The sequence below is a fragment of the Defluviicoccus vanus genome (assembly GCF_014672695.1).
Classification (GTDB): domain Bacteria; phylum Pseudomonadota; class Alphaproteobacteria; order Rhodospirillales; family Defluviicoccaceae; genus Defluviicoccus; species Defluviicoccus vanus.
On the sequence record NZ_CP053924.1, the window covers coordinates 16,281 to 40,285 of the forward strand.

24 protein-coding genes and 1 pseudogene are annotated in these 24,005 nt (G+C 65.4%); 3 read left to right on the forward strand and 22 right to left on the reverse strand.

Annotated features, from left to right (window positions below; translation table 11 throughout):
- Positions 1-287: 287 nt before the first annotated feature.
- The 15 genes and pseudogenes from HQ394_RS19005 to HQ394_RS19080 all read right to left on the reverse strand — a co-directional run bounded on the left by HQ394_RS19005 (position 288) and on the right by HQ394_RS19080 (position 15,081).
- Positions 288-1,130: a replication initiation protein gene (locus HQ394_RS19005; RefSeq protein ID WP_190263475.1), complete on the reverse strand. Its 843-nt coding sequence runs from the start codon at positions 1,128-1,130 to the stop codon at positions 288-290.
- A 133-nt stretch (positions 1,131-1,263) separates the two neighbouring features.
- Entirely contained in the window at positions 1,264-2,268 is a 1,005-nt protein-coding gene (locus HQ394_RS19010; protein WP_190263476.1) for an ATPase, T2SS/T4P/T4SS family, read from the reverse strand.
- Between the two features lie 36 nt (positions 2,269-2,304).
- On the reverse strand, positions 2,305-4,305 hold the full coding sequence (locus HQ394_RS19015) for a type IV secretory system conjugative DNA transfer family protein (RefSeq protein WP_190263477.1): 2,001 nt from the start codon (positions 4,303-4,305) through the stop codon (positions 2,305-2,307).
- Complete coding sequence (locus HQ394_RS19020) at positions 4,302-5,639, reverse strand: MobA/MobL family protein (RefSeq protein WP_190263478.1); 1,338 nt, start codon at positions 5,637-5,639, stop codon at positions 4,302-4,304. Before HQ394_RS19020 ends, HQ394_RS19015 begins: the two co-directional genes overlap by 4 nt.
- Positions 5,640-5,796: 157 nt before the next feature.
- Positions 5,797-6,534 (reverse strand): cell wall hydrolase, encoded by a 738-nt coding sequence (locus tag HQ394_RS19025; RefSeq protein WP_223292166.1) that lies wholly within the window; start codon positions 6,532-6,534, stop codon positions 5,797-5,799.
- Positions 6,531-7,064: pseudogene (locus HQ394_RS21395) on the reverse strand (S26 family signal peptidase). Before HQ394_RS21395 ends, HQ394_RS19025 begins: the two are co-directional and overlap by 4 nt.
- Positions 7,061-7,879: a TrbI/VirB10 family protein gene (locus HQ394_RS19040; protein ID WP_190263481.1), complete on the reverse strand. Its 819-nt coding sequence runs from the start codon at positions 7,877-7,879 to the stop codon at positions 7,061-7,063. Before HQ394_RS19040 ends, HQ394_RS21395 begins: the two are co-directional and overlap by 4 nt.
- Positions 7,880-7,924: 45 nt before the next feature.
- Complete coding sequence (locus HQ394_RS19045) at positions 7,925-8,554, reverse strand: TrbG/VirB9 family P-type conjugative transfer protein (protein WP_190263493.1); 630 nt, start codon at positions 8,552-8,554, stop codon at positions 7,925-7,927.
- Positions 8,555-8,596: 42 nt separating this feature from the next.
- Positions 8,597-8,866 carry a TrbG/VirB9 family P-type conjugative transfer protein gene (locus HQ394_RS21400; RefSeq protein ID WP_190263482.1) on the reverse strand — a complete coding sequence of 90 codons (270 nt, stop codon included), beginning with the start codon at positions 8,864-8,866 and terminating at the stop codon, positions 8,597-8,599.
- Positions 8,867-9,082: 216 nt separating this feature from the next.
- Positions 9,083-9,850: a VirB8/TrbF family protein gene (locus HQ394_RS19055; protein WP_190263483.1), complete on the reverse strand. Its 768-nt coding sequence runs from the start codon at positions 9,848-9,850 to the stop codon at positions 9,083-9,085.
- Positions 9,847-11,034, reverse strand: a complete 1,188-nt coding sequence (locus HQ394_RS19060; RefSeq protein WP_223292167.1) for a type IV secretion system protein — start codon at positions 11,032-11,034, stop codon at positions 9,847-9,849. Before HQ394_RS19060 ends, HQ394_RS19055 begins: the two co-directional genes overlap by 4 nt.
- A 5-nt stretch (positions 11,035-11,039) precedes the next feature.
- A complete protein-coding gene (locus HQ394_RS19065; RefSeq protein WP_190263485.1) occupies positions 11,040-11,807 on the reverse strand; it encodes a hypothetical protein in 768 nt (255 codons plus the stop codon).
- Between the two features lie 6 nt (positions 11,808-11,813).
- Entirely contained in the window at positions 11,814-14,279 is a 2,466-nt protein-coding gene (locus HQ394_RS19070; protein ID WP_190263486.1) for a TraG/VirB4 family ATPase, read from the reverse strand.
- Positions 14,280-14,282: 3 nt separating this feature from the next.
- Complete coding sequence (locus HQ394_RS19075) at positions 14,283-14,570, reverse strand: hypothetical protein (RefSeq protein WP_190263487.1); 288 nt, start codon at positions 14,568-14,570, stop codon at positions 14,283-14,285.
- Between the two features lie 64 nt (positions 14,571-14,634).
- Complete coding sequence (locus tag HQ394_RS19080; protein WP_190263488.1) at positions 14,635-15,081, reverse strand: hypothetical protein; 447 nt, start codon at positions 15,079-15,081, stop codon at positions 14,635-14,637.
- A gap of 494 nt (positions 15,082-15,575) precedes the next feature.
- On the opposite strand from HQ394_RS19080, the gene HQ394_RS19085 reads away from it, so the two are divergent.
- Entirely contained in the window at positions 15,576-15,947 is a 372-nt protein-coding gene (locus tag HQ394_RS19085; protein WP_223292168.1) for a hypothetical protein, read from the forward strand.
- Between the two features lie 272 nt (positions 15,948-16,219).
- Here the strand turns inward: HQ394_RS19085 and repC (HQ394_RS20910) are convergent, their stop codons facing one another.
- The 5 genes from repC (HQ394_RS20910) to HQ394_RS19110 all read right to left on the reverse strand — a co-directional run bounded on the left by repC (HQ394_RS20910) (position 16,220) and on the right by HQ394_RS19110 (position 20,968).
- The gene (repC, locus tag HQ394_RS20910) at positions 16,220-16,612 is read right to left on the reverse strand and encodes a replication initiation protein RepC (protein ID WP_317629053.1); all 393 of its coding nucleotides are present in this window, start codon (positions 16,610-16,612) and stop codon (positions 16,220-16,222) included.
- Positions 16,613-16,726: 114 nt separating this feature from the next.
- Entirely contained in the window at positions 16,727-17,632 is a 906-nt protein-coding gene (repC, locus tag HQ394_RS20915; RefSeq protein ID WP_317629054.1) for a plasmid replication protein RepC, read from the reverse strand.
- A 131-nt stretch (positions 17,633-17,763) separates the two neighbouring features.
- A complete protein-coding gene (locus HQ394_RS19095; RefSeq protein WP_190263490.1) occupies positions 17,764-17,979 on the reverse strand; it encodes a ribbon-helix-helix protein, CopG family in 216 nt (71 codons plus the stop codon).
- Between the two features lie 625 nt (positions 17,980-18,604).
- Entirely contained in the window at positions 18,605-19,468 is an 864-nt protein-coding gene (locus HQ394_RS19105; RefSeq protein ID WP_456151660.1) for a nucleotide-binding protein, read from the reverse strand.
- A 582-nt stretch (positions 19,469-20,050) separates the two neighbouring features.
- Positions 20,051-20,968 (reverse strand): ArdC family protein, encoded by a 918-nt coding sequence (locus HQ394_RS19110; RefSeq protein ID WP_190263432.1) that lies wholly within the window; start codon positions 20,966-20,968, stop codon positions 20,051-20,053.
- A gap of 404 nt (positions 20,969-21,372) precedes the next feature.
- On the opposite strand from HQ394_RS19110, the gene HQ394_RS19115 reads away from it, so the two are divergent.
- Positions 21,373-21,792 (forward strand): DUF6088 family protein, encoded by a 420-nt coding sequence (locus HQ394_RS19115; protein WP_190263433.1) that lies wholly within the window; start codon positions 21,373-21,375, stop codon positions 21,790-21,792.
- Between the two features lie 332 nt (positions 21,793-22,124).
- Here the strand turns inward: HQ394_RS19115 and HQ394_RS19120 are convergent, their stop codons facing one another.
- Together HQ394_RS19120 and HQ394_RS19125 are read right to left on the reverse strand one after the other, a co-directional pair.
- The gene (locus HQ394_RS19120; protein ID WP_190263434.1) at positions 22,125-22,511 is read right to left on the reverse strand and encodes a DUF302 domain-containing protein; all 387 of its coding nucleotides are present in this window, start codon (positions 22,509-22,511) and stop codon (positions 22,125-22,127) included.
- A gap of 140 nt (positions 22,512-22,651) precedes the next feature.
- Positions 22,652-23,113, reverse strand: a complete 462-nt coding sequence (locus HQ394_RS19125; protein ID WP_190263435.1) for a c-type cytochrome — start codon at positions 23,111-23,113, stop codon at positions 22,652-22,654.
- A gap of 411 nt (positions 23,114-23,524) precedes the next feature.
- Here HQ394_RS19125 and HQ394_RS19130 point away from each other — a divergent pair, with 411 nt between their 5' ends.
- The gene (locus HQ394_RS19130; protein ID WP_223292156.1) at positions 23,525-23,839 is read left to right on the forward strand and encodes an ArsR/SmtB family transcription factor; all 315 of its coding nucleotides are present in this window, start codon (positions 23,525-23,527) and stop codon (positions 23,837-23,839) included.
- Positions 23,840-24,005: the final 166 nt, after the last annotated feature.

The window sequence follows — 24,005 nt, forward strand, 5'->3', positions numbered from 1 at the left end:
TCCTGTGCGCTTTCAGATTCTTTTTAATTCAATAAGATTCAGATTCATGCGCCGTAACTTATTGTGTTTGTGAATGTTCTTGGCCGTGCGGTGAGAAATCGGAGCGAACGTCGTGAGGAATCGGGGGCGTTGGCGTGAGGAATCGGGGGCGTTGGCGTGAGGAATCGGGGGCGTTGGCGTGAGGAATCGGGGAGCCGGCCTGTGGATAACTCCAACTGTGAGTTTTTGGGTGCGTCCTCACGGAAGCGTCTGATGGCCGGAGCCAACTGTGAGGGATTGGGGAGGCCTCAGAAGGCGACCGATTCGACGGTGTTGCGGATGCGGGCGGAGCGGCCGACGCTGCAACGCTCGAGTTCCCGGAACACCTGCCGCTTCTCCTCGGCTGTCTTCTCCAGCCACATCAGCATGAGCTGCTCGACCCGCTTGCCCTTTTTGATCATGCCGATGGTCACATGATGCTCGGACAGAGCGTTGACCTCCCGTAGGGCTGGTTTNNGCAGGGCGTATTTGTTAAAGTCCGGAAACCGCGTCAACTTGTCCTTGGGCACCCNTAGCAGGGCCCGCAGCTCATCGACCGTGAAATTCTCGGCCTGTTTGAACTTCAGGCCGACACGCTTCTGAACGATCTCGTAGAGAGCGAGCGCGTACTTGGATTTGAAGCAGTACATGATTTGGGTTTTCAGGCGCCCGAAAACCTCACTCTCTTTGATGATTTCGATAAGCTGCTTGGGAAAGGTGTAATACAGGCGTCCTCTTTCGCCTTCTTGTTCGACGTTGCCGCCCAGGAGCTGGACGCGCTTGATGGCGACTTTGCCGTCCCGGATGATCTTCACCTCGGCAATGGCGCTCATCAGGCGCCGGATCGAGTCCTCGATGCGCTCGTTGCCGTTGTGAGTGCCGCGCAGGTCGGACTTCTCGATGACGTGCTCGACGGACTCAGTGATCCGCTCCCAGGCATTCGCGATAAGCAGGTTATAAATCCGCCGGTCGGTAAGGGTGAGCGGTGAAATCTCCTTGATATCAATCAACTCGCCAGGCTTGACCATTTCGCCCGGCATGTTGGCATCCAGGGGAAAGCCGATCACCCGGCGGTCTACGGTCTTATAGCGTTTGGGTTCGTCGTTAGTCATGCGCAGCTATGTATGCGATCGATCTCAGCGATCCTGTCTACATTTTGTGAGGCCGTCAACATGTGGACTCACAGTTGGGAGGCTGTTCCCCCAATCCCTCACAGTTGGTCGGCGAACTGTGCCGTCTCCCCAATCACTCACAGATGCGGAGCGCACCCAATCGCTCACCTTTAGCCGTCGTGACGTACTTGCCGTTCTGCCATCCATCGACAAGAACCACCTCCGTGATCTCACGACCTCCCGCTGTCCGCTGCACGAAGACGATGCAGCCGATCGCCGTGGCGATCGAGCGGCAGGGTGGTTGCGGGCAGACCTCGGCGCACAGGTCCTCCACCCGGCCGAGCGCGTCTGGCGCGCTGTTGGCGTGGACGGTGCAGAAGCTGCCCGAATGCCCGGTGTTCATCGCGTGGATGAGCTCCATCGCCGCGTCGCCGCTACGCACTTCCCCGAGGACGATCCGGTCCGGTCGATAGCGCAGCGACAGCTGCACGAGCCCGCGCATGCCGACGTCGGCCGAGGTGAGCATGCGCACGTGGTCCGGCGCCTCGATGCGGATTTCCTGGGTGTCCTCCAGGACCAGGCAGCGGTCGCGCTGCACGCTCGGCAACGCCAGCAACGCGGACAGGAGTGAGGTCTTCCCGGAGCCGGTGCTGCCGGCAATGAGGATGTTGCGGTGCGCCTCGACCGCGGCTCGCAGCGCCTCGAACATGCCGCTCTCGGCCGCGTGCCGGCACCGATTAGCCGAGGTGCCCGTGGCGGCGGCCTTCGGCGCGAACGCCGTGAGCTCGAAGGTCGCCGCCGGCGGCTTGCGGATGGCGAACGTCGGCCGGGTGGTGATCGGCGCGATGGTCGCGGCGATCCGCTCACCGGTGCGTGGCAACGTTGCCGACAACACCGGCGCGGTGCGGGTCAGCGGCACGCCGCAGTGATGGGCGATCAGCCGCAGCGCCGCGTCGGCGTCGGCGGCAGTCATCGTGCAGCCGGTGTCCTCGCGACCGCGGCCCGTGCGGTCAACCCATAGCCGGCCGTCGGCATTGAGAAGAAGGTCGGTCACCGCCGGCTCGTCGAGCAGCCGGGCGACGTCCGCGCCGAGCGCATGCCGCAGTCCGTCCTCGAGGCGAAGTTCGACAATACTCATGCGCGTGGCTCCTCCTGGCGGAGCTGCGCGACGAAGTCAGGGGTCAGGCGTGCCCGCAGCTGATCCGCGTCGCCGGCGCAGTCTTTCAGGACCTCGGCGAGACGCGCGACGAANGGACGCGTGAGCCGACGGGAGCTCGCGGGCGCTGCTGATCCACTTGCGCGCCATCTCGACATTGTCCGGAAAAAGTGTTTTCGCAGCTTTGTTATTGCTCCCGAGCTGTGCGGCGATTTGCGCAAGGACGTCGTCAGGAGGGGCGCCTTTCAGCTGCGTGGTCTCAGGCGGGCTCTGCGGCTCCGCCAGGCGCTCGCCGGGGAGCGCCGAGGCGGCGGCCGGCTGTTGGCGCGCCATCGTCAGGATTGCAGGGTTCTGTCCAGGCGCCTGGCCGCCGCGGCGCAGGTTGGTGCCCAGCTTGCGCAGCAGCCGGTGCCGGAACCATTGCACCTTCTGCGTCCGGAATGGCTTCTCGCCGGTGACAAGGACCAGCTGCTCGTCGTAGCCGAGCTGGCGGACTTCGCCCGGGTCGAGCAGCGCGCGCCGGTGCTCGGACGACGACGTACTGCCCTTGAACCAGGTGAACCCGTCGCGAGGCTGGGTGACGCTTACCTTTGCCTCCGGCGCCGAGCCCAGCATCGTCGAGATCATCTTCTGCGTGTCCGGATCGGCGGCGGCAAAGCAGACGACGATCCGGCAGTTGTCGACGATCGTCTGGTCCCGACCGTAGGTGCTGATGATGTCCTTGAACGACTGAACGATCAGCAGCGCGGTGATGCCGTAGCCGCGCATCACCCGCATCTGCGTCGAGAAGAAATCCAGCCGGCCCAGGCTCGGAAACTCCTCCAGCAGGTAGAGCAGCCGGTGCTGCTTCGCCCGGCCGTCGGTCGCCGCGTTGGTGTCGTACATCAGCGCCTGCGCGACCTGGGTGAGGATCAGCCGCGTCAGCGGCCGTAGCCGCACCGCGTCGGTCGGACGGACCTGCAGGTAGCAGGTGACCGGCTGATCGCTGCACACCAGGTCGGAGATGCGGAAGTCGCTGCACCTCGTGTTCCGCGCGACGATCGGATCGTCGTAGAGGATCAGCGCGGAGCTCGCCGAGCCGTGCACGCCGCCGAACTGCTTGTCGGGCAGGCTCAGCAGGTACTCGGCGATCGCCTTGACGCGCGGATGCACCGACTGCTTCATCGCTTGCAACGTGTTCTGGATGTCCAACAGCATGTCGTTGACGACCGCCAGGTTCTGCTCGTCGCGCGGCCGTTCGCGCAGGGCATAGAGGATGAGCCCGGTCAGCATCTTGACTGCGTCCGAGTCCCAGTACTCGTAGCTGTTCTTCGTACCGCTCGGGTCGATCAGGATCGAGACGACGTTCTGAACGTCACCGATCTCGTGCACGCTGCCGGTGCGGATCTCCCACAGCGGGTTGAACCGCGCGCTCTCCGGACAGGTCGGGTCGATGTAGAACGTGCCGCTGAACCGCGCGCGATGCGCCGCGGTCTGCGCGTAGAGCTCGCGCTTCGGATCGTAGACGAGCGCCGACGACGGCCAGGCGAGCAGCGAGCTGATCACCGGCCCGGTCGTCTTGCCCGATCCCGCCGCGCCGGCAACCAGCTGGTGCTCGTCGCCGGCATAGGTGATCAGCCGGCCGTCGGACCACTGGCCCAGCACCGTCCCGGCCGGCCGGCGGGCGAGCAGGCCGGCGCGCTTCGCCTCGCGTCGTGTGCCCCAGGTGCCCGTCCCGAAGGCCGGCGGGCGCCGTGACAGGACCAGACTCGCCACGCCGGCCCAGACCGGCAGCGAGGCGCAGCCAGCGGCGATCGCCAGCCCGACACGCACGGCCGGGACGGCGTGGCGCCAGGGCAGCCAGGCGATGAGGCGCCAGGGCGGATAGAGCGGCAGGGCGCCGACAAGCACCAGCGGGTCGCCGAGGGCGGCGTGGTAGCCGAGCCGCCAGGCGACGTACTGCGTACCCGCCGTAAGGCCGATGAGCGCTCCCATCGTCAGCGCGGTGGAGACCTCGAGAACGCGGCGGTGGCTGATCATTGGAGCTCCATTGCCGACTCGCGCGCTTTCCGGGCGTGGCGCGTGAGTTCCCGCTCGATCGTGTCGAGTTGCCGGCTGTTGACCGGCGCCGCCGGGACGGTGATCCGCTCCGCCGGATCGAGCCGGGCCACTTGGTCGAGCGCCTTCTCGACCCGCCGGCAGAGCTTGTCGGCCCTCGCCCGTGTCCGGCCGGCGGCGCGCAGCTCGGCCGCCTCCTCCCGCGTCGGCGCCCGCAATGCCGCCCGTGCCCGCCGCGCCTCGCGGACCCGGCGCCGCAGTGCGCTCGCCCGATCGGCCGCCTCCCAGGCACGGCACAACTGCCGCGCAGGATCATGCAGCCAGCCCTGGACGCTGCCGATCTCGGCGGTGATCGCCGGCCCCATCGCCGCCAGCTTGCGCTGCTCCTGGATTGCGGCAATCCGATCGCCGGCCACCCGACGTCGCCCCGCCAGCTCGCGTGCTGCCGCGGCCAGCTCGGCGCGCAGCTCGGCAACCGTCCGGCCGGCCGTTGCCACCGCCGCCGCACCTCTGCTGCGCTCCGTCGGACCGTCGCGCCGGCGCACTTGCTCCCCTCCCTCCCNCTGCTCCGCTTCACGCAGCCGCTTCGTCGCCGCCGCACCCCGGTGCCGCGACGCCGCGCGGTCGATGCCCTGCGCCTTCAGCATCCGCGCGTCGATGCGTTCCTGGTGCCCGCCGGTGGCGAGCGCGGCGTTGGCGATCTCCTGCCAGGCGGCGCGGATCTCCGCCGCCGCGGTCTGCTGCCGCTGCGTCCGGCCGCGCCGCGCGTCCCGCCGCGAGCACACCATCTGGTTGAGCCCCCGATTGACCAGGCCGATCTCCCCGGTCGCCGAAACGCGCCGCTCGGACATCAGAAAGTGCGCGTGGTAGTTGCGCTCATCCGTCCCGCCATGAACATCCGGCCGATGCATGCCGAGATCGACCGCGACCCCGTAGCGCTCCGCAATCCAGGTGCCGAGCGCGATCGCCGCCTTGCGCTCCTCGAAGCCAAGTTCGTGCGGAAAGGCGACAATCATGTCGCGGGCGATCGTCGCCGTTGGCCGCTGCGTCGGGTACGCATCGATCGCGCTCCATAGCCGTTCGCGATCCGCCGTCCCGCCGCCGGGCAGGATCAGCTGGCTGTGCTCAACCCCGTCCGCCTTCGCGCGATAATCGATTGTCTGACNCGTCATCCCCCGCAAGCGCTCGCCGGCAAGATAGGCGGCTTTACCAAGCGCACCCCGCGTCGTCAGCCGGTGGCCGCCGTGGTGGGCGCTGCGGGCGATCGTCGTCCCTGCCTTCTTCACCGGGGTGAGCCGCAGATGATAGATCGCCATCGCTCACCTCTTCGCGCTAAGGTTGTGTTTGGCGGCGCCGGTGACCGACCCGCACCCCGCCGGGGTACTAAGTGCGCAGTAGATTTCCTTTCTTTTCAATGAGTTAGAAAATCTGGACAGCTTGGACAGTTGGTTGGACAGGTCTGGACTCAATGACTTAGCCAAAACCTGGACAGCGCCTGTCCAACCCCGACGGGCGGTACCCCAACCACGATGATGACCAGGCTGTTTCATCGCGCCGACGCAACCTCTGCAACCGGAACGTCAGGGAGAGAACCAACACGGTCTCGCCCTCGCCCGTCTCAGGCGGCGCCGGCGCGAGGGCCGGATCGTCTCCGACAAAGCTGCTGCGGAGTGTCCGGCGCGCCGGTGTCGTGGTGCCCGGTGGTGGTCCGCCGGCGGGATCGTCGGGCCGGTAGAACGTGTGGTGGCCGATGACCGCCGTCTTCGGCATCCCGCCGAAGTGGACCAGCGATGGCGCCACCTTGCCCGTCGCCACTCGCTCGGCGACGATCGCCGCGTTCTGAAAGTACAATGCGCCGCTGGAGATATCGCCGAGGTAGCCGCCGGCCTTGAGACTGAGGATCGTCGCCAGCTCGGCGCGCTGCGTCGCCGTCAATGGCGGCAGCTGCCGCCAGCCGCCGGCCCGGGTGACCGGCTCGAAGGCGTTCGGCTGATCAACGATGGATTGTACGCTCGATCCGAACCGGCCGCTGCCGAGCCGGTTCAGGATGGTGTCGATCACCGCAACTTTGCCGGCAGCAGGCTCGCCCGCCGCCTCGGCGTAGACGACGCGGCCGATCGCCTCGACATCGGTCTCCGAGAGGTCGAGCGCAGCCGCAGGAGCGGGCAGCGCGAGCAGCGCAAGCGCTGCCACGACAGCCCGAGGCCTCATCGCGCCTGCGTCCACAGCGGCCGGTAGACGCGCGCCTGCGCCGCCTCCACCGCCCCGTAGAAGCGGCTGTCGAGGCTGTCGGGAAGCCGATCGGCGAACACCGCCAGCTCGCCCTCGACGAGCCGCCGGCAGCCCTGCCAGGAGGGCAGAAGCCGGCCGTCGGGCCAGCGTCAGGCGCCCGNGGCGAGCGCTCTGCCGTTGAGCGAAAACACGCCGTCAGCGGTCCGGCAAATGCTGTCGCCGGCGGTGCCGACCACTGGCTTGAGGAGACCGTTGCCCGGCCTGGCGAACCACTGCGCCGCCCCTGGAACGCCGGCGACGTACGCCTGCAGCGGCGCCGGCAGCGGAAACCAGACGATCGTCCCGACCCGCGGCGTCTCGAAGCTGCGAACGTAGAACCCCTTCGGCAGCGAGGCCGTGGTGTTCAGCTTCAGCGGCTGCAGGCCGCTGACGGCGAGCAGCGTGAGCGTGCCGGCCAGGGCACCGGAGGCAAGCGCAAGACCGCCCGCAATCCGCCGGACCGCTCTCATCGCCGTGCCCAGACGTGCGCCTCATAGGGCGGCAGCGCCAGGTCCTTGCTGAGCATCACCGCAACGGACGTGCCTTGCGGAATGATCAGCGTATTCGGGCGATTGAGCTCGCGATGAATAAACGCACCACCGACCTGCGCCGCCGCATCGCCGGCGGCGCCGGCACCGACCACGCCGATGTTGGTGTTACCGCCGTCGCCGCGCAGCAGCGTGCCGGCCTGGCCGAGGATGGTGAACAGCGCGGTTGCACCGATCGCCCCGGCCATTTCTCCCCAGTGGCGATCGACCTCGCCCTCGACCCCGGCAGCCCCGCTGCCGTCGGTGCCGGCCATGCTGCCGATGTTCTGCGAGCTGCCGTCCGGAAACAGGATGCGTGTCCAGCTGATCTGCGCCCGACGCTGGCCATAGCTGAGCTGGTCGTTGTAGCGGCCGTAAAGCTTGGAGGCCGCCGGGATCAGCACGTGATCGCCGGTCGGCGTGTCGCAGACGTCTTCGGAGACGATCGCCGCAACGTCGCCCGGCAGGTCGGAATTCACCTCGTTCAGCGTGACGGCGCGGATGATCGTGCTCGCCTGCAGCATGTAGCGGCTGATCGGCGGCGCGAACGGCTGGGTCACGTAATCCTCCCCGCCGGTGCCAGCGTTTGCCAGCCAGCGGTTCTTCTGTGCCGACAGTCCTTGCCTCTGATCGGCCTCCAGCTTGTCGACGCCATCGCTCGTGCCGGGGCGATACTCGGGACCGGACTGGGTCGGAAGAGTGCCTTTGTCGGCCTCGGTGGCGGGTAATGCGGTCGAATCAGCCGTCGTTGCGAACATCGANNCAGCATCGGCTTCGGTGGTTTGCTTTCTGCCGGCTTCGCATCAGCGCGTGGGGGTGCCTGCAGCGGTGTCGGCGCCGCCGCNCGGCGGCGCCACGACAGCCGTCGGCGGCGACTGGTAGCCGACGTCAAAGCTCCGCGCCGGGAGTTCGACCTGAGTGTGGGTGAAGTCCGTCCGCTCGTCACGCGGCGCCGGCTTCTCGCCCTTGCCCGCGACGGAGTACCAGACGAAGGCGGCGGTACACATACCGGCAACGCCGGCGGCGATGCCGATCGCCCGCCAGTTGCGTCCCACCGGCTGTGGCGGAATGAGCGGCGCCGTCATCCGGCCACTCCTTCCCGGGTGATGCGGACCACCGTTTCGCCNCTGGCGGAGTTCGGCGGTCCCGAACACCCGGTCGATCTCGTAGAAGCGTCCGCGCGGCCGGAACGGTGCCGGCGTCGCCAGTCCGCCCTCGTCGATGACGAACAGCGCCGGTGCGCTCACCTGGCCGATGTTCGCCGGAAACTCGATGTACGACCGGGTACCGAGGTCGAAGGCGGCGACCGGCGTCCAGCGCGGGCGGGCGCCACCAACAACGTCAATCCGGTAGTCGCGATTGAGCGTCGTCGGGTCGAACGGCGTGTCGCGAGCGACGAAGGNCGTCCGGCGCCGAAGAGCTGCGCTCCGGATAGGTCCAGCGCACCATGTCCATCGCCCGGCGCGCGTAGCTGGTTACGTCCAGCTGATAGATGCGCCGGTTCGTCGGGATGAAGACGTTGGTGCTGAGTCCCGNNCCAGGCCGGGCTTGATCAGCAACGCGACGACTGGGCCTTTCTCGCTGCCGGCGACGGTCTTTTCGACCAGCCACCGCGCCGGATCGGGATCGCCGATCGCGGCTTTGCCCGGCATCTGTTCGCCCGGCTCGAGCAACAGCGTCGTCAGGTATCCGGGAGACACCGCGACCGGATAGACCTTGCCGTCCTGGTAAGGAAACACCGTCACCGCATCGACGGTGCTTGGCCGTACAGTGCGGCCGTTGGACAAGCGGTTCGCGGTGCCCGGAACAAGTGCCCGGGACTCGGACGCCGGGGTTGCCGCCGCGCTTGCCGCGCGGTGTCGTCAGCTCCGGCGGAACGGCAAGGCTGGTCGGCGCCTCGGGGGTTGTGCAGCCGATGGCAGCAAGCACCAGCGGGGTAACGAGGAAGGCGGCGGCGCGCATCAGTTTCGTTCCGCTCTGTCTTCAGGCGCAAACAGCAGATTGACGACGAACAGACCGCGCTTATTGGCGAAGACGTCGCGGGCATTGCGGGGTTCGCGGTATTCGAGGGTGACGTCGCCATTCATCCGGCGCCAGGGGCGGGCGACGCCGTCTTTCCAGTCCTGCTCCTGCCAGATGACGTTCCAGATGTTCGGATTGGCAGTCTGCTTGATGGTAACGATCCGGACCAGCCGCTCGGTCGCGGTGTCCTTGATCTGGTAGTACCAATCATTCCAGCGCTGCTTCGCCGGGCCATCGATCATCGACTTGAGACACTGATAGCGTTCGGCATTGACGTTCTGATCGCTCGACAGCGCGAACGCACACCCGATGAACTGCTCGACGGTGGCGATCATCATCGTCGTCGTCGGGGTCAGCTGCCCGGCAACGTGCACCTCGGCGGCGTCGCCGAACCGGTCAATCGGCACGAAGAACCGCTCGATGCTGGATTTCTGCGCCTGGTGGTACCACCCGGCACCAAGCGCGCCAGCAGCGATGACCGCGACGATGCTGACCATCTGCCACGCGCGCGCCAGCCGCATCGCATAGCCGTCCCGACGGTCAACGATCGCCGCAGCGGCGGCAAAAGCGGTGTCCCGCTCCAGCGACGGATAGACTTTGGTGTCCTCTTCCCACGCAGGAGGAGCGCCGCCGCCGGCTCGCTTCGTCCGCTGCAGGGCGGACTTGGCAAGGTCAGCGCTGACGCGCAGGAGCTCCGCGCCGCTCACGGGTTCGCCCTCCGGCCCACAGCACCGAGGGTCCTGCCAGCGGAGCGCGCGGCGCCCGGCAGCCGCGCGCCGGCGGCCTTCAGCGCCTGCCAGCCTTTGCTGGTCGCTGCGGTCGCTGGACCGTCGAGATGGCCGGCAACACTCCGGCCGGCCATTACGGCGATGCCCGCAGGAGCGCCAAACAGCGCGCCGGCCTGCAGCATCGCGCCAGATGTCAGCGAGTAGGCAAGCCTCGACGAGCCGAGAACCATGCCCACAAAGACGAGCGAGGCTAGAAGGAATGGTCGTGCTGAGCTGAACCCAGGATGCGCACCTACTGTAAGTTTGGAGAAAACAAGTACTGCGACCGAGGTCACGAGCGTCAGTACCATCAATTGCACTGCAAAGTGAATGACGGCTCTGATTGGCATGAAACCAAAAGAAGACGTCGGTGGGAACACAGCGAGAGGCAACAACAATACACCAGCCAGCAAAGCCAGCTTGAAAAGTATTGCTGTCGCCAGCATAACAACGCCAACGAGTGCGAATGTTAGAAAAACTACCCAAGCGGCTGCGTGGGTCGGCAACCACGTATCGATTGCCCCTAAACAACCAATAGAAGAATTGTCGCAAGCAAGTGCAGCAACCTCAAATAGGTCCGTTGCCTTGGCGTAACCAATTGTGAAAAGGGTATCTGGTGATCTCAGAAAGGTCGCGGCGTTCATTCCACTGCCGCCGGCAATTAGACCATAGCGGACTGCGCTTTCCATAATCCCCTCGCCGATCGGCATAACGCTCTCGATGACCAGGATGTAGAAGCCACCCGTTATGGCGAACATGAACCCAGCGTTCATGATGTTGCTGCGCCGGAGTATAAGCCCTGCGCAGACAAGCATTAGAGCAATGGTCATCATGCTGATTGCAAGGTAACGGGCGATCGGCATTAGCCGATCGAACCCATTGGCGATAACGACACCGAAGGCGTCGCCGAACTGAGAGAATGTATCCATATGGTCAGTCCGCTTTGAATGGATTTTGATGGCTACGTTGGAAGTCATCGATAGCTTTTCTCTCGGCTGCGATATCTTTTGTTGTAGTTCTCGTGCCTTCGTGTTGTCTGGTGTATGCGAGTAAACATTTACGACAATTGTCAGTGCGACCGCACCTACAGCCAACGTGGCTAGGATGTATGCCAATATCTTCATGACCTTTACCTTCCCCATTGGAGTGGATTTGATCGCATCTGCGCAGCACCGGCGTTGATAACGTTGCGCTCAGCTTCGATGTCCTTCCTCTGCATCTCCCGAGCGCTCTGCAGCCGCCCTTCGTCGGTGAGGATCTTCATCTCGATGCTGGTCGCCAGCGTCCCGAGGGTGTTGTTCAGCGCGTTGAGCTGTGCCGCCTGAGCGGCGAGGATGTGCGATGCCGCCTGGGTGGCGGAGACGGCGCTACGCGCTCGGTCTGCTTGTGCTCCCCCAGCCATCGCCTCGCGCATGTAGGCGGCCTGCCGGTCGATCAATTTCGATTGGGCGAGCTGCGCCTGTGCCGTGCCCTGGGTGAGCAATCGCTGCATCTGGCGGGCCTTGGCGATGAGGTCCCAGGTGCTCATCTCGCCGTAGCCGCCGGGTGGCGGCATGAAGACGCCAATTTCCGACTGCCACTGGCCGACCTTGCTGGTCACCGAGCCGTAAAGGCCGTTGGCGTCGTTGTAGAGATCGGTTGCAGCATTCACGAGGTCGGTGAATTCGCCGCCAACCGCATCGCCAAGAACCTCGCCGGCGATGTTCTGGAGCGTCACCAGTTTGACCATCTGCTCGAGCTGCTGTGCCCAGCTCGCCAGTTCTTCGACGCCCTGCGCGATCTGAGTAGCGAGGCTGGTGTTAGCGCCTGCATCGGTGACTGGTATCTGTGCGAACACCGGACAGGAGGCCAGTGCGAGGAGCGAAACCGTCGCCAGCAATCGCAATCGCCTTTTCATGGTCGTCTACTCCGCGGCCTGCAGGGCGGCGGCTGGTGCGCCGGCGCCGCCGTGAATGCGCCACCTGGCGATGTTCTCGGCGTCGAAGCCGCAGTGCGCGAGCCAACGCCAGGGGTACTCATCGCGAGGCCCAGCAGTGAGGACCCGGTCCATGGCGGCCCGGTCCTCCGGGCGGTTGCGCGCGATGAAGGCGAGCTCGACGGGGCTGAGCGCCAGCTCGATCCGTCGNNCCAGCCCCGGGACGGTGACCACGTATTCGGCTTTTGGCCGGAGCTCGGCGATGATCGCGATCTGCTTCGGCGTTAGCCCGAAGCTGGCGTACGTCGCCGCCGTTGCCCGCTCCAGGGCGCGCGAATTGGCGGTGTAAATGCGTGTCGGGCAGCTCTCCGACAGCACCTCGCGGATGCTGCTCGACGCGATGTCAACGAGCGACTGCGTGGCGATGATGACCGCGACATTGGCCTTGCGGGCCGTCTTCAGCCACTCGCGCAGCTTCGCGGCCAGCAGCGGATGATCCAGCACCGCCCATGCCTCGTCGATCACCAGCAGCGTCGGCCGACCGTCGAGCCCGCGCTCGATCATGTGAAACACCGTCGCCAGCACCGGCCCCACGGCCGTCGGCCGCTCCAGTAGCGTCGCGGTCTCGAAGCAGACGACGTCGGCGCCGGCGCCGAGCCGGTGCTCGTCGTTGTCGAGCAGAGTGCCGCAGGCACCCCCGAGACAGAACGGCCCTAGCGCCGTCTTGACGGCGTCGTCCTGGATGAGCGCGCGCAGCATGGTCAGCGTCCGCTGGTTCTGCGGTCGCGTCGCGAGGGTCTGCAGCGCCAAAGTGATCTCTTCCTTTTGCCGCGGCGTGGCGACGACGCCTTCCTGTGCCAGGCAGCCGAGAGCGAACTCGAACGCCCATCCCAACTCGGCCGCCTGGTCGATAAAGGCCAGTGGCTGCAAGCTGACTGCAGCGTCGTCGCCGGCAAGCTCGTGGAAGCTGCCGCCAAGCGCCAGCGTGATCCCCTTCGCCGACGCGCCGCGATCGATGACGATGACCCGCGAGCCGGGATACTTCTGGTGGCCGGCAATCATCGCGCCGAGGAGAACGCTCTTGCCCGCCCCGATCTGGCCGATGACCGCGGTCATGCCGACATCGGAGCCGGGCTGATGCAGACAGTAGCGGAACTCGGTGGCGCCCTCGGACAGGCAGCGCAGCAACGGCGGTCCGTTGCGATGCTCGTCCCGGTCGGGACCGGTCCACACCGCCGTCGCCGGCACCACCTCGCTGAAGCTGAGCGAGCAGGCAAGAAACCGGCCGAGGTCGCCCTGGGGATGGCCGGGCAGGCTGCCGATCCACGCCGACATGGCGTCGTGCCGCGCCACCTGGGAAATAAACCCGGCGGCACCCAGCACCTGCTGCACCGCCTTGCAGCGCTCCTCAAGGACGTCGGGGTCGGGATCGCTCAGGGTGATGGTGTGCGACCACAGCCCGAAGGAAAAGTCGCCGCTGGCAAGCGCCAGCAGCGCCATGTCGGCCTCCTCCATCCGCCGCGTTGCGTCGATGTTGTCGCGGCTACCGTCGTCGCCGACGAACCGCGCCAGGATCTTCGTGGCGAGGGTCTTCCGGCGGTCTGCCCACATGCGCTTGCGAAGCGTGAGCTCCCGCTCGGCGTCCTCGCGGGAATAGGGTAGCCACCGGGCGACGTTGCGATAGGGAAACTCAAGGTAGTTGAGGGTATCGAAGATGCCAGGCACCGTTGCGTCCGGTTGACCCTTGATCCGGATCGTCCGGATGTGGTGATCGCCCAGCATCGGCGCGTAGCCGCTGACATAGTCTTCGTTCGCCAGGTACTCGGCGAGGAAGCACGGCAGCGGCGGCATCCGTACCCAGTGCCGCCGGGTCGAGACGGTGCTGTGCAGGTACGTCACCAGGTCGTCGCCGGCGAGCGGCGCCACCTCCGGCATGCAGCTCGCCAGGTGCTCCTGGAACGCCGCCACGCCGCGGCGGAAGGTGTCGAGCTCGGCGCGGTAGCGCTGATCGATCGTCCGCCGCTCCGCCAGGTTCTCGTCGAAGTGGGCGGCGAGTTGGCCGGCGGCATCCGTCGCCGGCGCGTACAGCAAGGTGATGTACCAGCCGCTGCGAAACTGCGTGCCGGGCTGGGTGAACAGTGCCCGCCGCTGATCGTCGATCAGCCGGCTGACCGGGTCTGGCCAGTCGGCCGAAGGGTACTCGCAGGTTTCGTTGCGCTGGCATTCAAACCACAACGCCCAGCCCCGGCCGAAGCGGCGGATCGCGGCATTCAGCTGTTGACGGGCAGAGACCAGCTGCTCGGGCGAGGAACTCGCCAAGTCGGGCGGCCGGTAGCGCAGCACCGTCATGAATTCGGCCTGCTTGGTGGCGATCAGGTCGGGGGCGAGCATTGCTCCCCAGGCAAGCGCATCGGAGAGGCAGCGCATCCGGGGCGGGCGGATGATGATCTGCATCGGTCACTGCCCCAGCCAGACGGTGGTCGGCCAGCGATGCGTGGTCAGGTGCTCGCCCCAGTAGGGGTCGCTGTCATAGAGCCTGCGGAATACGAAGAAGACGCTGGGGATCAGGATCGCCGCCGCGATAACGGCCGGGATCAGCCCGGCGAAGATAAGCAGCAGAACCGCGGTGCCGGCGCCGAGAAACACCGCGAGCGCCGCCTGCTCCGGCGGCAGGCCGAGTAGCGTTACTGGCTCGGAAATCCCCCGAAACGTCGGGATCGACCAATCACTTGGCAGGTCTGACATCCCCTCCCCCTCCCCTGCCGGCTGCGCCGCTGCCCGGTCCGCAACCGCGCAGCCGGCAGACTTCTCAGGCGAACAGACTGGTGACGAGCGAAGCGAGCGTCCCCAAGACGTCGATCGTTGCCGGCTGAAGCACCGCCAGATCGGACAGGCCGACGCCGGCACCGCCGCCGATCAGTTGCTGAACGACGTCCGGTGCACCCGCCCAAGCGCCGCCGGCGACCGCAGTGGTCGCACCGCCTGCCATAAAGGCGCCGGAGCGCATGATCGCGCCGGCACACGTGCCGATGACGCCGGCCGTGCACGCGGCCACACCCAGCCCTTGCGCGATGTCGACAGCGTTTGTCGCCGCCTGGTCGATCGGCGTGCCGCCTCCGGCGGCAAAGGCCTCGGGCGCGAACAGGGCGACCGCGCCGATTGCCGTCAGCGCGCCGACACGACCGACGGTCGCTAGGAGTGGTTGAGGATCGCCGGAAAACGCAGGCGAGCGGGAGCGCTGAGCGAGAGTGGACATCTCATCACCCTATCAATTTGCAATTCTTGATCGCTGTCGGGAGCCTGCGCACGCGGGATGGAAGAGAAACGGCGGCACGAGGATCGCGACGGCAACAGAGTACCCCGCATTCCAGGATTGTCCAGCAAAAAGTGTCACTGTATCGGTGACACTTTTTGAGGCAGGGCAATTCTGCTCGCCGCGTGGGATGGCGAGTGTGGCCAGCTCTTGCGCGGGTAAGCCGCTGCTTGTTCCGGCTCTGGTTGAAAGTTACCGCACAATCGGCGGTCTGTTGGGTCAGACCCGCGACGTATCGGTGAGAGTCTCCTGCTGAAATTAGGCGGCAATGGGACTACAAGCGGGCGGTAATGGGACTTCTGACCTGTTGCCGCATCGGCAAAAGGTCGGACTTCGCCTTTGGCATGGAAAGAAGAATGTTTGCAAAAGGAGCTAATCTTCCGCGTGGTCGCCTGCCAGTGATAAAACCAAAATCCCTTCAATATGTTGCGGCGTGAATGGCCTACAAACGCACTGATATAGGCGTGTCGATGAGCCTACCTATCGGAATGACTGAAGCGTTCAAACGTTTGGCGCTCGCTCGAACGGACGCGCGAGACCCCAGGGTGCGGCGGCGCCGCGTGTGGATACAGGATCTGTACGAAGAGGCGGTCCGTGATTTTCTTATCCGGCTGCAACGTCGTGAAAGGGTCTTCTTTGCGGCAACCCCGCTAAGACGAAAAGAAGTCAAGACGCTGAGACTCGAGCCCGCGTTGTGGACGCAGGTCAAAGAGATTTCGGCCCGCTTCGATGTTTCTGTTGGCACCGTAGTGCGGACTGCCTGCTCGGAATTCCTCGAGGCAAATGGAATCACGCTTGACCGCAGTTAACGATCTCCGAGCCGCGTGTCGCTTGCTGGTCTGCTGGATGCTCCCTCCGTCGAATGGCCGCTCCGCTCCGATTCGCCGCTTTCGTTCGCGAGGGGGCTCATTACCGCCCCCTCGCCCTCCCCGCTAGGATATTTGCAGCACGCTGATATCGAGGGTGGGATTCCCCCAGGTACAGGCGATGACCGTGCAAGGTGATACGCACCAGGCAAAGCCTCACGGGTCCGCTCGCCGGGGACAACTTGCGATACGCTCGATCTCCGGTGCGCCAAAGTTCACGGCCGGTCACCCTCCCTCCCCTGCCGGTCCCGGCGGCCGGGCCCAACGGCATCGCGCAAACCCCAGATGGTGCGGTTGAGATGCAGCTCGCCGGTCTTCGCCTTCGCCACCATGCCGTGGAAATACCCACCGGGCGTCGTCCGGAAATGCTCCGCGGGCTTGGCCGAGACGATCGCCAGCGCGACCGCCGCCTTCTCGCGGCCCATAGCGAGGCAGGCTTCGCCCCACAGGGATTTCGAGACGCCGAGGTCGTGGCGGAGCCAGTCGGCGGCATCGACGATATCCGGCCAGGTGGGATCTGAACTGCGCAGGTAGGGCCTCAACCGCGGCGCCAGATGCGCGAGCTCGGCGGTGCTGAGCTTCATCACCGTGCCGCTGTCGGTTCGCACCGGCCGCTCGTTTTCGTCCTTCTGTGCTCCTTGCAGCAGCGCGGCTGGTATGTGTTCGGTCCCTGCCCCGCCCCTCGGCCTACTACTTTCCTGGAAGGCAATTACCGTATCCTTTTAGGANNTCAGGGTTTGGTTTGTAGGTATATTNNGGTGGGGCCGGTTTTCCGGCTCCCTGGGGTTAGAATTCACTGCTTCGGATACATCGGGCGTCACCGCGGACAGCAGATTTTCCAGGTGCTCCCGCGCTGACCGCTGCCGCCGCTCCAGGCTTTCCACGCCAAGCGCCATCTCGTCGGACCTCTCGACCTTCCTGAGCGCCTTTGTGAGCGTCCGGCTGTCATGGGCGAGCTGCTCCCACTCCTGGCCCTGGAAGCCGTACTCGGCCGCCGTCTCAAGGATCTGGGCGATGCCGTTGCGGGCGATCGTTGCCCGCCGCCGCAACCGCGCCAGTTCGGCGCGCTCGGCTTTTTGCCTNNGCTTCGCCAGCCGCACGAATTCGGCGTGGCGGGCGGCAAGCGGCGACAGGTCGAAGCCGTAGGCCTCGACGATGCGGCCCTCGCCGTCACGGCGGCCGTAGCGCTTGCCGTTGGGGCTGTCCTTCATGGTGACGAGGCCGGTTTCGATGAGCTGGCGGTTGAGCGCCTTGACCTGGCTCGCGCCGAGGCCGAGCTCGGTCTGCTGCAGGCGGGCCGACGGCCAGACGATCGGTCGCCCTCCCCTCGCCCAGTCCTGCGGCTGGGTGAAGCGGAACAGCCAGTCGATCGCATGGATAATCCGCGGTGAAAGGCCGAGGCTGGGAGCGGCGGCCTTGAAAGCGGCCAGCAACTGCCCCTGCACGGCTACGCCGTCCGGGAGCCCGGCGAAGCTCTCCGCCGCATGGTCGGCTTTCAGCAGGCCTAGCGTGAGCCGGCGGAATCCGGTGGGGCGGCCGGCAAAGTTCCCCGTTGCGCCGCATGGGCGCCCTGCGTCGTCATCGTGATCCTCCTCTCGGTTGGATCGCGACGGGCAAAGCTCGACCATCCAAGGAAAAGCTGATTTCCCTTGCCAGCCAGGCCGGAACTGTCTAGATTGAGGTCGTCACACCGTTTCTAGATAGTTTTGTCTGTCACGAAGTTTTCGAAGCCCGCCCGGCAAGGCGGGCTTTCGCATTTCTAGGCGGTTTGCCGGATAGCCTCCCTCCCCAGCTCGATCAGTTGCAACAATGCCTGGCTGCGGCTTCGCAGGCCCTGGCGTTCCTTGATCTCGTCAATCAGCTCAACCGTGGCCTTTGGCAGTTGAAAGAGCACCTCCTGGCCGCCGGAGGCGTTCAAACGCTGCCGATAGGCGCGGACGCTTTCAGCACTGGATTTGATCTGGCAACCACCCATAGACGGCTCCGCAGGGTTTTTTACTAGTAGCCAGACTACTCCCCAGATTTTGGGATTGTCCACGGGGTCATGCACAAGATAATGGCTTGTGGCTTGGAATCTCTTGGTTTTCCTGGGCGGTTTCGGACGCGGCAATTTGACCGAGATACGACGGAACGCCGCTTATTGATCTGACTCGGTTGCGCGCGGGCGACTAAACCGCCTGTCATCATTGACAAACATGGCACGATTTCGTGCTTTCGTGCATCAATGACGGCACATCAACGAGGATAGCTTCGCAGGGGGCGGAACGTCGCCCCTGACCGTGATGCCAGGCGCTCTAAGTCTCGTTGGTGAGACGCAGCCTGGACGCTCTCGTGAGGCTTAGTCGCCGTTCTGGCGGCGATACGCCTCGAAGCTGAGGCGCAGCAGCTCGTTGAGCTTGAGGTCGTGCCGGGCGGCGTAGGTCTTGAATTCCCGACGGAAGGACGCCGAAACCCGGAAATTGAGGGGCAANNGAAGACCCTCCCTTTCCGGCTTCGCTGCAGCCGCCGGCGTCACGGCGACGGCACGTGGACCCGGCATTGGGCTCGCCCGGCCCGGCATGTCCGGCGCCGGGACGGCCGCGCCCTTGACGGCCACGAGATCAGCCGAGAGCGCGGCGGGCTTTTTCGTCATGGCCACTCATTCCTTCTTTATTTCGTGTTTTCGTGCTTTCTTGCAATCGTGCCTTGAGGAACGACCAGAGGTTGGACATTTCCTCGGCGCCGCGGCCCTTGGCGTCGGTTTCCTGCACCGTGCGGCCGTCGATCATCGAGCCGGCGTAATCTACGCGGTCATGCACGATGGAGGGCGCGACTTGGCCGTGGGCGGATAACGCTGCGATCGCCTGCACCGTCAGCCGGGTGTTGGGCTTGGCCTGGGTGACGGCAAACACGAAAGGCTTCCCGGCCGCCTGCACCAGGGCCACGGTGCTGCCGACGGCTCGAAGGTCGTGCGGGCTCGGCCGCGTCGGGATCAGCACCAGGTCGGCGGAGGCCACCACGGCGCCGATCGCGTCGGTGATCGCCGGCGGCGTATCGACGACGGCGAAGGCATAGCCGGCGGCGGCAAGCGCCTCCAGCTTGGCGGGGAGTTCGGTGATCGTCGTGGGTGCAAGCGCCGGGCTCTCGGCCGCGCGCACGTTCCACCAGGCCGAAAGCGACCCTTGCGGATCGGTGTCGATGAGCACGGCCGGGCCGTCGCCAACGGCTTCGGCCGCAACGGCGATGTGAGCCGCCAGCGTGGTCTTGCCGGCGCCCCNCTTCTGGCTTGCGAGCACGATAACTTGCATATTGGCTTTCTGGCTTTCGTGTTCTGACGATTGCTGGATTTCGTGCCTTCGGTAAAAGCCGCTCTCGTGTTTTCTGGTTGGGCAGCTTGTGCGCTTTCGGGTTTTGCAAAAAGCACGAAAGGACGCAAGACAAACATTTCCGCTTTTCGTGTTTGCGTGCTTTCGTGCTTTTTGCATTGCTTCATAGTCAATGCCGGACAATTACTTAGCACTGTCCCGGCACCTCTCGCGTTTGGTTCCGCCGCTCCGTACCAGCCGTCCCTGTCCGAACGCGCACCCCAGCCAACCGGCCTCTAAGCGAATCTCCAGTCTTGTGACACAGATTTCGTGCTAACACGAAAACCAGTTTTCGTGCTTTTCCGCACGGCTTGGCAAGGTCACAGGCGACAACGGGGCGAGCGACAACGGCTCGTGGAGAGACTGGGTGGGGAGGGGCGGGGATGTGCCGGCGCGGCGGGGGAAGGCCCCCAAGAGCGCCGCCTTGCCGCGGCCGGATCGGCCGCGGGGCAGGGAGGGGGCTATTGGCTTTCGTCCTCGATCCGCGCGAACAGGCCCGGTTCGAGGTAACGCCCGCCGGCAGTGCGGTCCGCGGCGGGGCGGCAATCGTGTCTGAGCTCGAACAGCGCGGGCTGACGGGCTTTCGCCGCCTCCTCGATCTGGCGGCGACGAAGATCGAGGATATCGCGCCAGACATAGCGGCGGCCGTCGATGTCGATGAAGCGGGGTGGCGCATGGCGGACACTCGGGGACGGGGCCGCCTCAGGCGGCGGCCCGCTCCTCCTCGGCCTGTTGCGGCTGCAGGCCGTGCAGATAGTCAACGGCCCGCTGGGCGTGCGCAGCGGCGGTGAAGATGAACCGCTTATCGCCTTTGAGGACCTCCAGCCATGAGGCGATATAGGCGGCGTGGTCGTCCCTGACTTCCGGGGTGATGGCGAGGTCGGCTGCGAGGAACGCCGAACCCAACTCGGCAACGAGTTCCTCCCGCGCACAGCCTTCGTCGCCATGGCGGACGCGCCCGAAGTCGCGGGCGAGACGCTTGCCGTGCTTCGTCCAGTGCACGATTTCGTGGGCGAGGGTGGCGGCGTGGCTCTCGGCGTCGCGGAAGGTTTCGAAGGNGGGCATCTGCACATAGTCCGGCCCTTCGGCGTAGAAGGCGCGGGTTCCTCCGTGGCGGATATCGGCGCCGGTCGCGGCAAAGAACCGCTCGGCCGTCTCGATGCGCTGCATGGGCGAGAGGGGAGGGGGCTCGGCCCTAGCGCTGTAATGCGCGGGCAGACCGTCGCACTGCTCGGCGTTGAACACCGTGTAGCCTTTCAAGAAGGGGATTTCCCGCTCAACGTCCTCGCCCTTGTCGTTGGTCTCGGTGCGGCGGATGCGGTCGGCATAGACGACGAGCTCGCCGGTCTCGCCCTTGCGGACATGCCCGCCGAGTTCGAGGGCCTGCCGGAAGGTGAGCCACAGCGGGCAGGCGTAACCCTTGGTCACGGCGGCGGACCACAGCATCACCACGTTGATGCCCTTGTAGGGAATGCCGTTATGGCGTAGCGGGCGGGTGATCTTCCCGGCGGCGTGATCGGCGTTCCATGGCTTCATCCATGGCCGAACGCCCTGTTCGAGGTCGGCGACGATTTTACCGGTGATGCGGCTGTAGATGTCGGCGCGGCTGGTGCTGGTCATGTCCCGTTCTCCTTTGAACTTGGGTTGCGGCTGCTGCTGCAACCCTGCCCGTCGGCGAGACCGGGGGTAGCAAGGGGATGGGCGACGGCCGGGGAGGGGGATCGCCCGGCCTGCACAAGCCGAAGGCGCGGAAGGTCGGGGATGCCCCGGCCGTCGGCGGCTGAAAGCCGCGCACCCTTCCGCGCGCGAGGGGCGGAGCCCCTGAGTTATGAAAGGAACACATCACGCGGCTCGCAGGCCGCGTGTCCGGCTTTTTGCTTCGTGCTTTTGTGCTTTCTGGCCTGTGCCGCTTGATGCCGTTGCGAATGCCTGGATGGCTCGTAGCTGCCTATCGTCATTGACTTTTCCTTGACTAATGTCGGGTTTTTTGCATATCTTATGTGTCGGGTTTTTGCAGGTGAGCCATGCGGCGGCCAAAGACATTGCGCGAGAGGATCGAGGAACGGATCGCCCGGAAGGCGGGGGAGGACGTGTTTCTGCCGCGCGAATTCACCGATCTCGGCGGCGAGGACCAGGTATTGCGGGCGCTGCGCGGCCTGGTGCGCGACAAGCGGCTCGTGCGCCTCGGCTACGGCGTCTATGGCCGCGCCACAGTCTCGCGGCTCTCGGGGAGNACGCTGCTCTACAGCCCGAACGGGTTCGCGGGCGCGGCGCGCCAGGCGCTCACCAAGCTTGGCGTCAAATGGGAGCCGACCGAGGCTGAACGAGCTTACAACGAGGGCCGGTCAACGCAGGTGCCGGTCAATCCGGTCGTGCGGATCAGGGGGCGTTTTTCACGGCAGCTCCGGTACAAAAACACGGAGCTGGTGCTTGAGCGGCGGTAATCTCACCATCCTGTCGATCAGCACCGAAGTGGGCCCCCTGCCCAAGATGGGCCAACTCGTTGTAATCACTTCCAGAATCAACTCTCCGCCGGGGTCCCCATCGGCGCCGATCGGAACCCCACCCGAACGGCATTCCCTTCGTGATATCAAACACGTACCGTGCTCCGGCAGGGGGTCCAACTTCGGCGCTGCTTCACACTTGATTGGAGCCGACGGGAGCCGTGGTGCACGCCGGTCCGCACTCATGGACCCTGGAGCAACTACAGGGTCAAGGCCAGGTCGCAGGAGAGGCTGACGATTGGAGTGCTCGGACCGTCCGTAACACGGGGAGCCTACAATCGTTCGACAGCTGCCTTTAGTTTGGCGCGGACGATCTCTGCGGCTTGTTTCAAGGGCGCGTTTTCAACTGCCAGCATCGACGCAACGGGATCGATCACTGCGACCTCCGTGCGGCCGTCACCCTTGTCCTGTACGATGACGTTGCAGGGCAGCATGAGCCCGATTTTGTCTTCGAGCTGCAGCGCCTCGTGCGCGAGCATAGGGTTGCAGGCGCCAAGAATGCGGTACTTGCGGAACTCGACACCGAGCTTGGCGCGCATGGTGGCGGCGACGTCGATGTCACTGATGATCCCGAAGCCTTCTTGCTTGAGCGCTTCTGTCGCGCGGCCCAGCGCATCGTCAAAACTCGCTGAAAGCGTGCGGGCGAAATAGTAATCCATGTGACCCTCTTTCTGGTTTGACGACCCGCGAGCCAATCTCAGCCTATCTCAGCGTGTCGCCCGATTGACCTGCCGCATTCACAAAGGCACTGTGATAGCAATGTCGTGTGACTTGCCGTTGGCGGGGGCCGAGTCACCCGTCACGGTGCAGACCCCGCGGTTTGCGGTAGCCGCGCCTGGACATAGGCGATGACCGCCCAGATGTCGTCGCTGGACAACGTGTCCTTGAATGCCGGCATGGCGCTGCCGAACGAAGCACCCCCTTCGGCGACGGTCCAGTACATGAAGGGGTCCCAGCGAACCATCGGCATTTGAGACAGCCATGCCAGATTTCCAGGCGGCGGCGACAGGTCCCGTCCGGCCTCGCCATCGCCTCGACCGGTCGGGCCGTGGCAGGAGGCGCAGTTCTCGGCGTAGACGGTGGCACCGCGCTCCAGCGTCTGGCGGGTCCGTGGCAGCGGGTCGGAAAAACCGTCGTACGGCGCCGGCACGCCCGACATCATCGCCTGATGGTGTCTCGGCATGCTGCCGGCCATCCCGCCCATGCCGCGCCCCATCATCCCCGGCCCCATCATTCCCCGCCCCATCGTATCCGGTTCCATCGGCCATTGTTCCCATCCGCAGCACTCGGACCAGGGGTTCGGACCCTGCGGCTGGGCCTGTTGCGCCTTGACCGTGGAGGCGAAAGAAAGACCGGCAACCATTACAGCCACGAGTAACCAGCTACGTGTCGACATCGGCTTCTCCTCAGTTCTCATATTTCACCGCCTGCAGAAGTCGGGCCTCTCAGATGCCATCAGGATGCTTGCTGCACGCACGGCGTTCGCAATTCCTTGCAGTCACGGCCAGACATGCCAACCAATCGCCACCAGCCACGTGTAGCAGCGCGTCGACGACACGTCCGAGCCGCCGCATATGCTTCCCCGGTCTCTTCGCCCCTTGCTCGCTGGCTTTCGACATGGCATTATAACAACATGCGTACTCATATTGCTACGATGTTATTGCCACCCCCGTTGCCCACGCTGGAGGGTGCGCAGATCGCCGAGCTCGCGGAGCTTCTTCGCCTCCTCGGCGAGCCGACGCGTCTGCGCATCCTCCTTGCCTGCTTGACCGAGCCGGCGTCAGTCGGCGACATCGCGGCGCGGGTCAACATTCCGCGCTCGCTCGTAAGCCATCACCTGCGGATGCTGCGGGCGGGCCGGTTTCTGCGCTCCACGCGCAACGGCAAGCAGATTATCTACTCGCCCGTCGACGACCGCATCCGCTGCATTCTGCAAGATCTAGTTGAGCACGTCGTCGAGGCGGCCGACGAGAGAGGCGACGGCTAGGCCTGTCCGTCCGCCCCCGCTGCGCGCCCTCCGCTTCATTGAGGAGCATGCTCATGCCGCATCAGGCGACCCGAACCGTCGAGTTCTATGTCGATAATCTGGACTGCGAGAACGAGGCAAACGCGATCCGTCGTGGGCTTGCCGGTTCACCCGGCCTAGTCGAGGT

What these genes read in the sequence shown, in the direction of transcription:
- HQ394_RS19010 (WP_190263476.1), bottom strand. Translation starts at nt 2,268, where the DNA reads ATGAGTATTGTCGAACTTCGCCTCGAGGACGGACTGCGGCATGCGCTC.
- HQ394_RS19025 (WP_223292166.1), bottom strand. Translation starts at nt 6,534, where the DNA reads ATGAGGCCTCGGGCTGTCGTGGCAGCGCTTGCGCTGCTCGCGCTGCCC.
- HQ394_RS19040 (WP_190263481.1), bottom strand. Translation starts at nt 7,879, where the DNA reads ATGTTCGCAACGACGGCTGATTCGACCGCATTACCCGCCACCGAGGCC.
- HQ394_RS19060 (WP_223292167.1), bottom strand. Translation starts at nt 11,034, where the DNA reads ATGAAGATATTGGCATACATCCTAGCCACGTTGGCTGTAGGTGCGGTC.
- HQ394_RS19065 (WP_190263485.1), bottom strand. Translation starts at nt 11,807, where the DNA reads ATGAAAAGGCGATTGCGATTGCTGGCGACGGTTTCGCTCCTCGCACTG.
- HQ394_RS19075 (WP_190263487.1), bottom strand. Translation starts at nt 14,570, where the DNA reads ATGTCAGACCTGCCAAGTGATTGGTCGATCCCGACGTTTCGGGGGATT.
- HQ394_RS19080 (WP_190263488.1), bottom strand. Translation starts at nt 15,081, where the DNA reads ATGTCCACTCTCGCTCAGCGCTCCCGCTCGCCTGCGTTTTCCGGCGAT.
- HQ394_RS19085 (WP_223292168.1), top strand. Translation starts at nt 15,576, where the DNA reads ATGGCCTACAAACGCACTGATATAGGCGTGTCGATGAGCCTACCTATC.
- HQ394_RS19095 (WP_190263490.1), bottom strand. Translation starts at nt 17,979, where the DNA reads ATGGGTGGTTGCCAGATCAAATCCAGTGCTGAAAGCGTCCGCGCCTAT.
- HQ394_RS19120 (WP_190263434.1), bottom strand. Translation starts at nt 22,511, where the DNA reads ATGGATTACTATTTCGCCCGCACGCTTTCAGCGAGTTTTGACGATGCG.
- HQ394_RS19125 (WP_190263435.1), bottom strand. Translation starts at nt 23,113, where the DNA reads ATGGAACCGGATACGATGGGGCGGGGAATGATGGGGCCGGGGATGATG.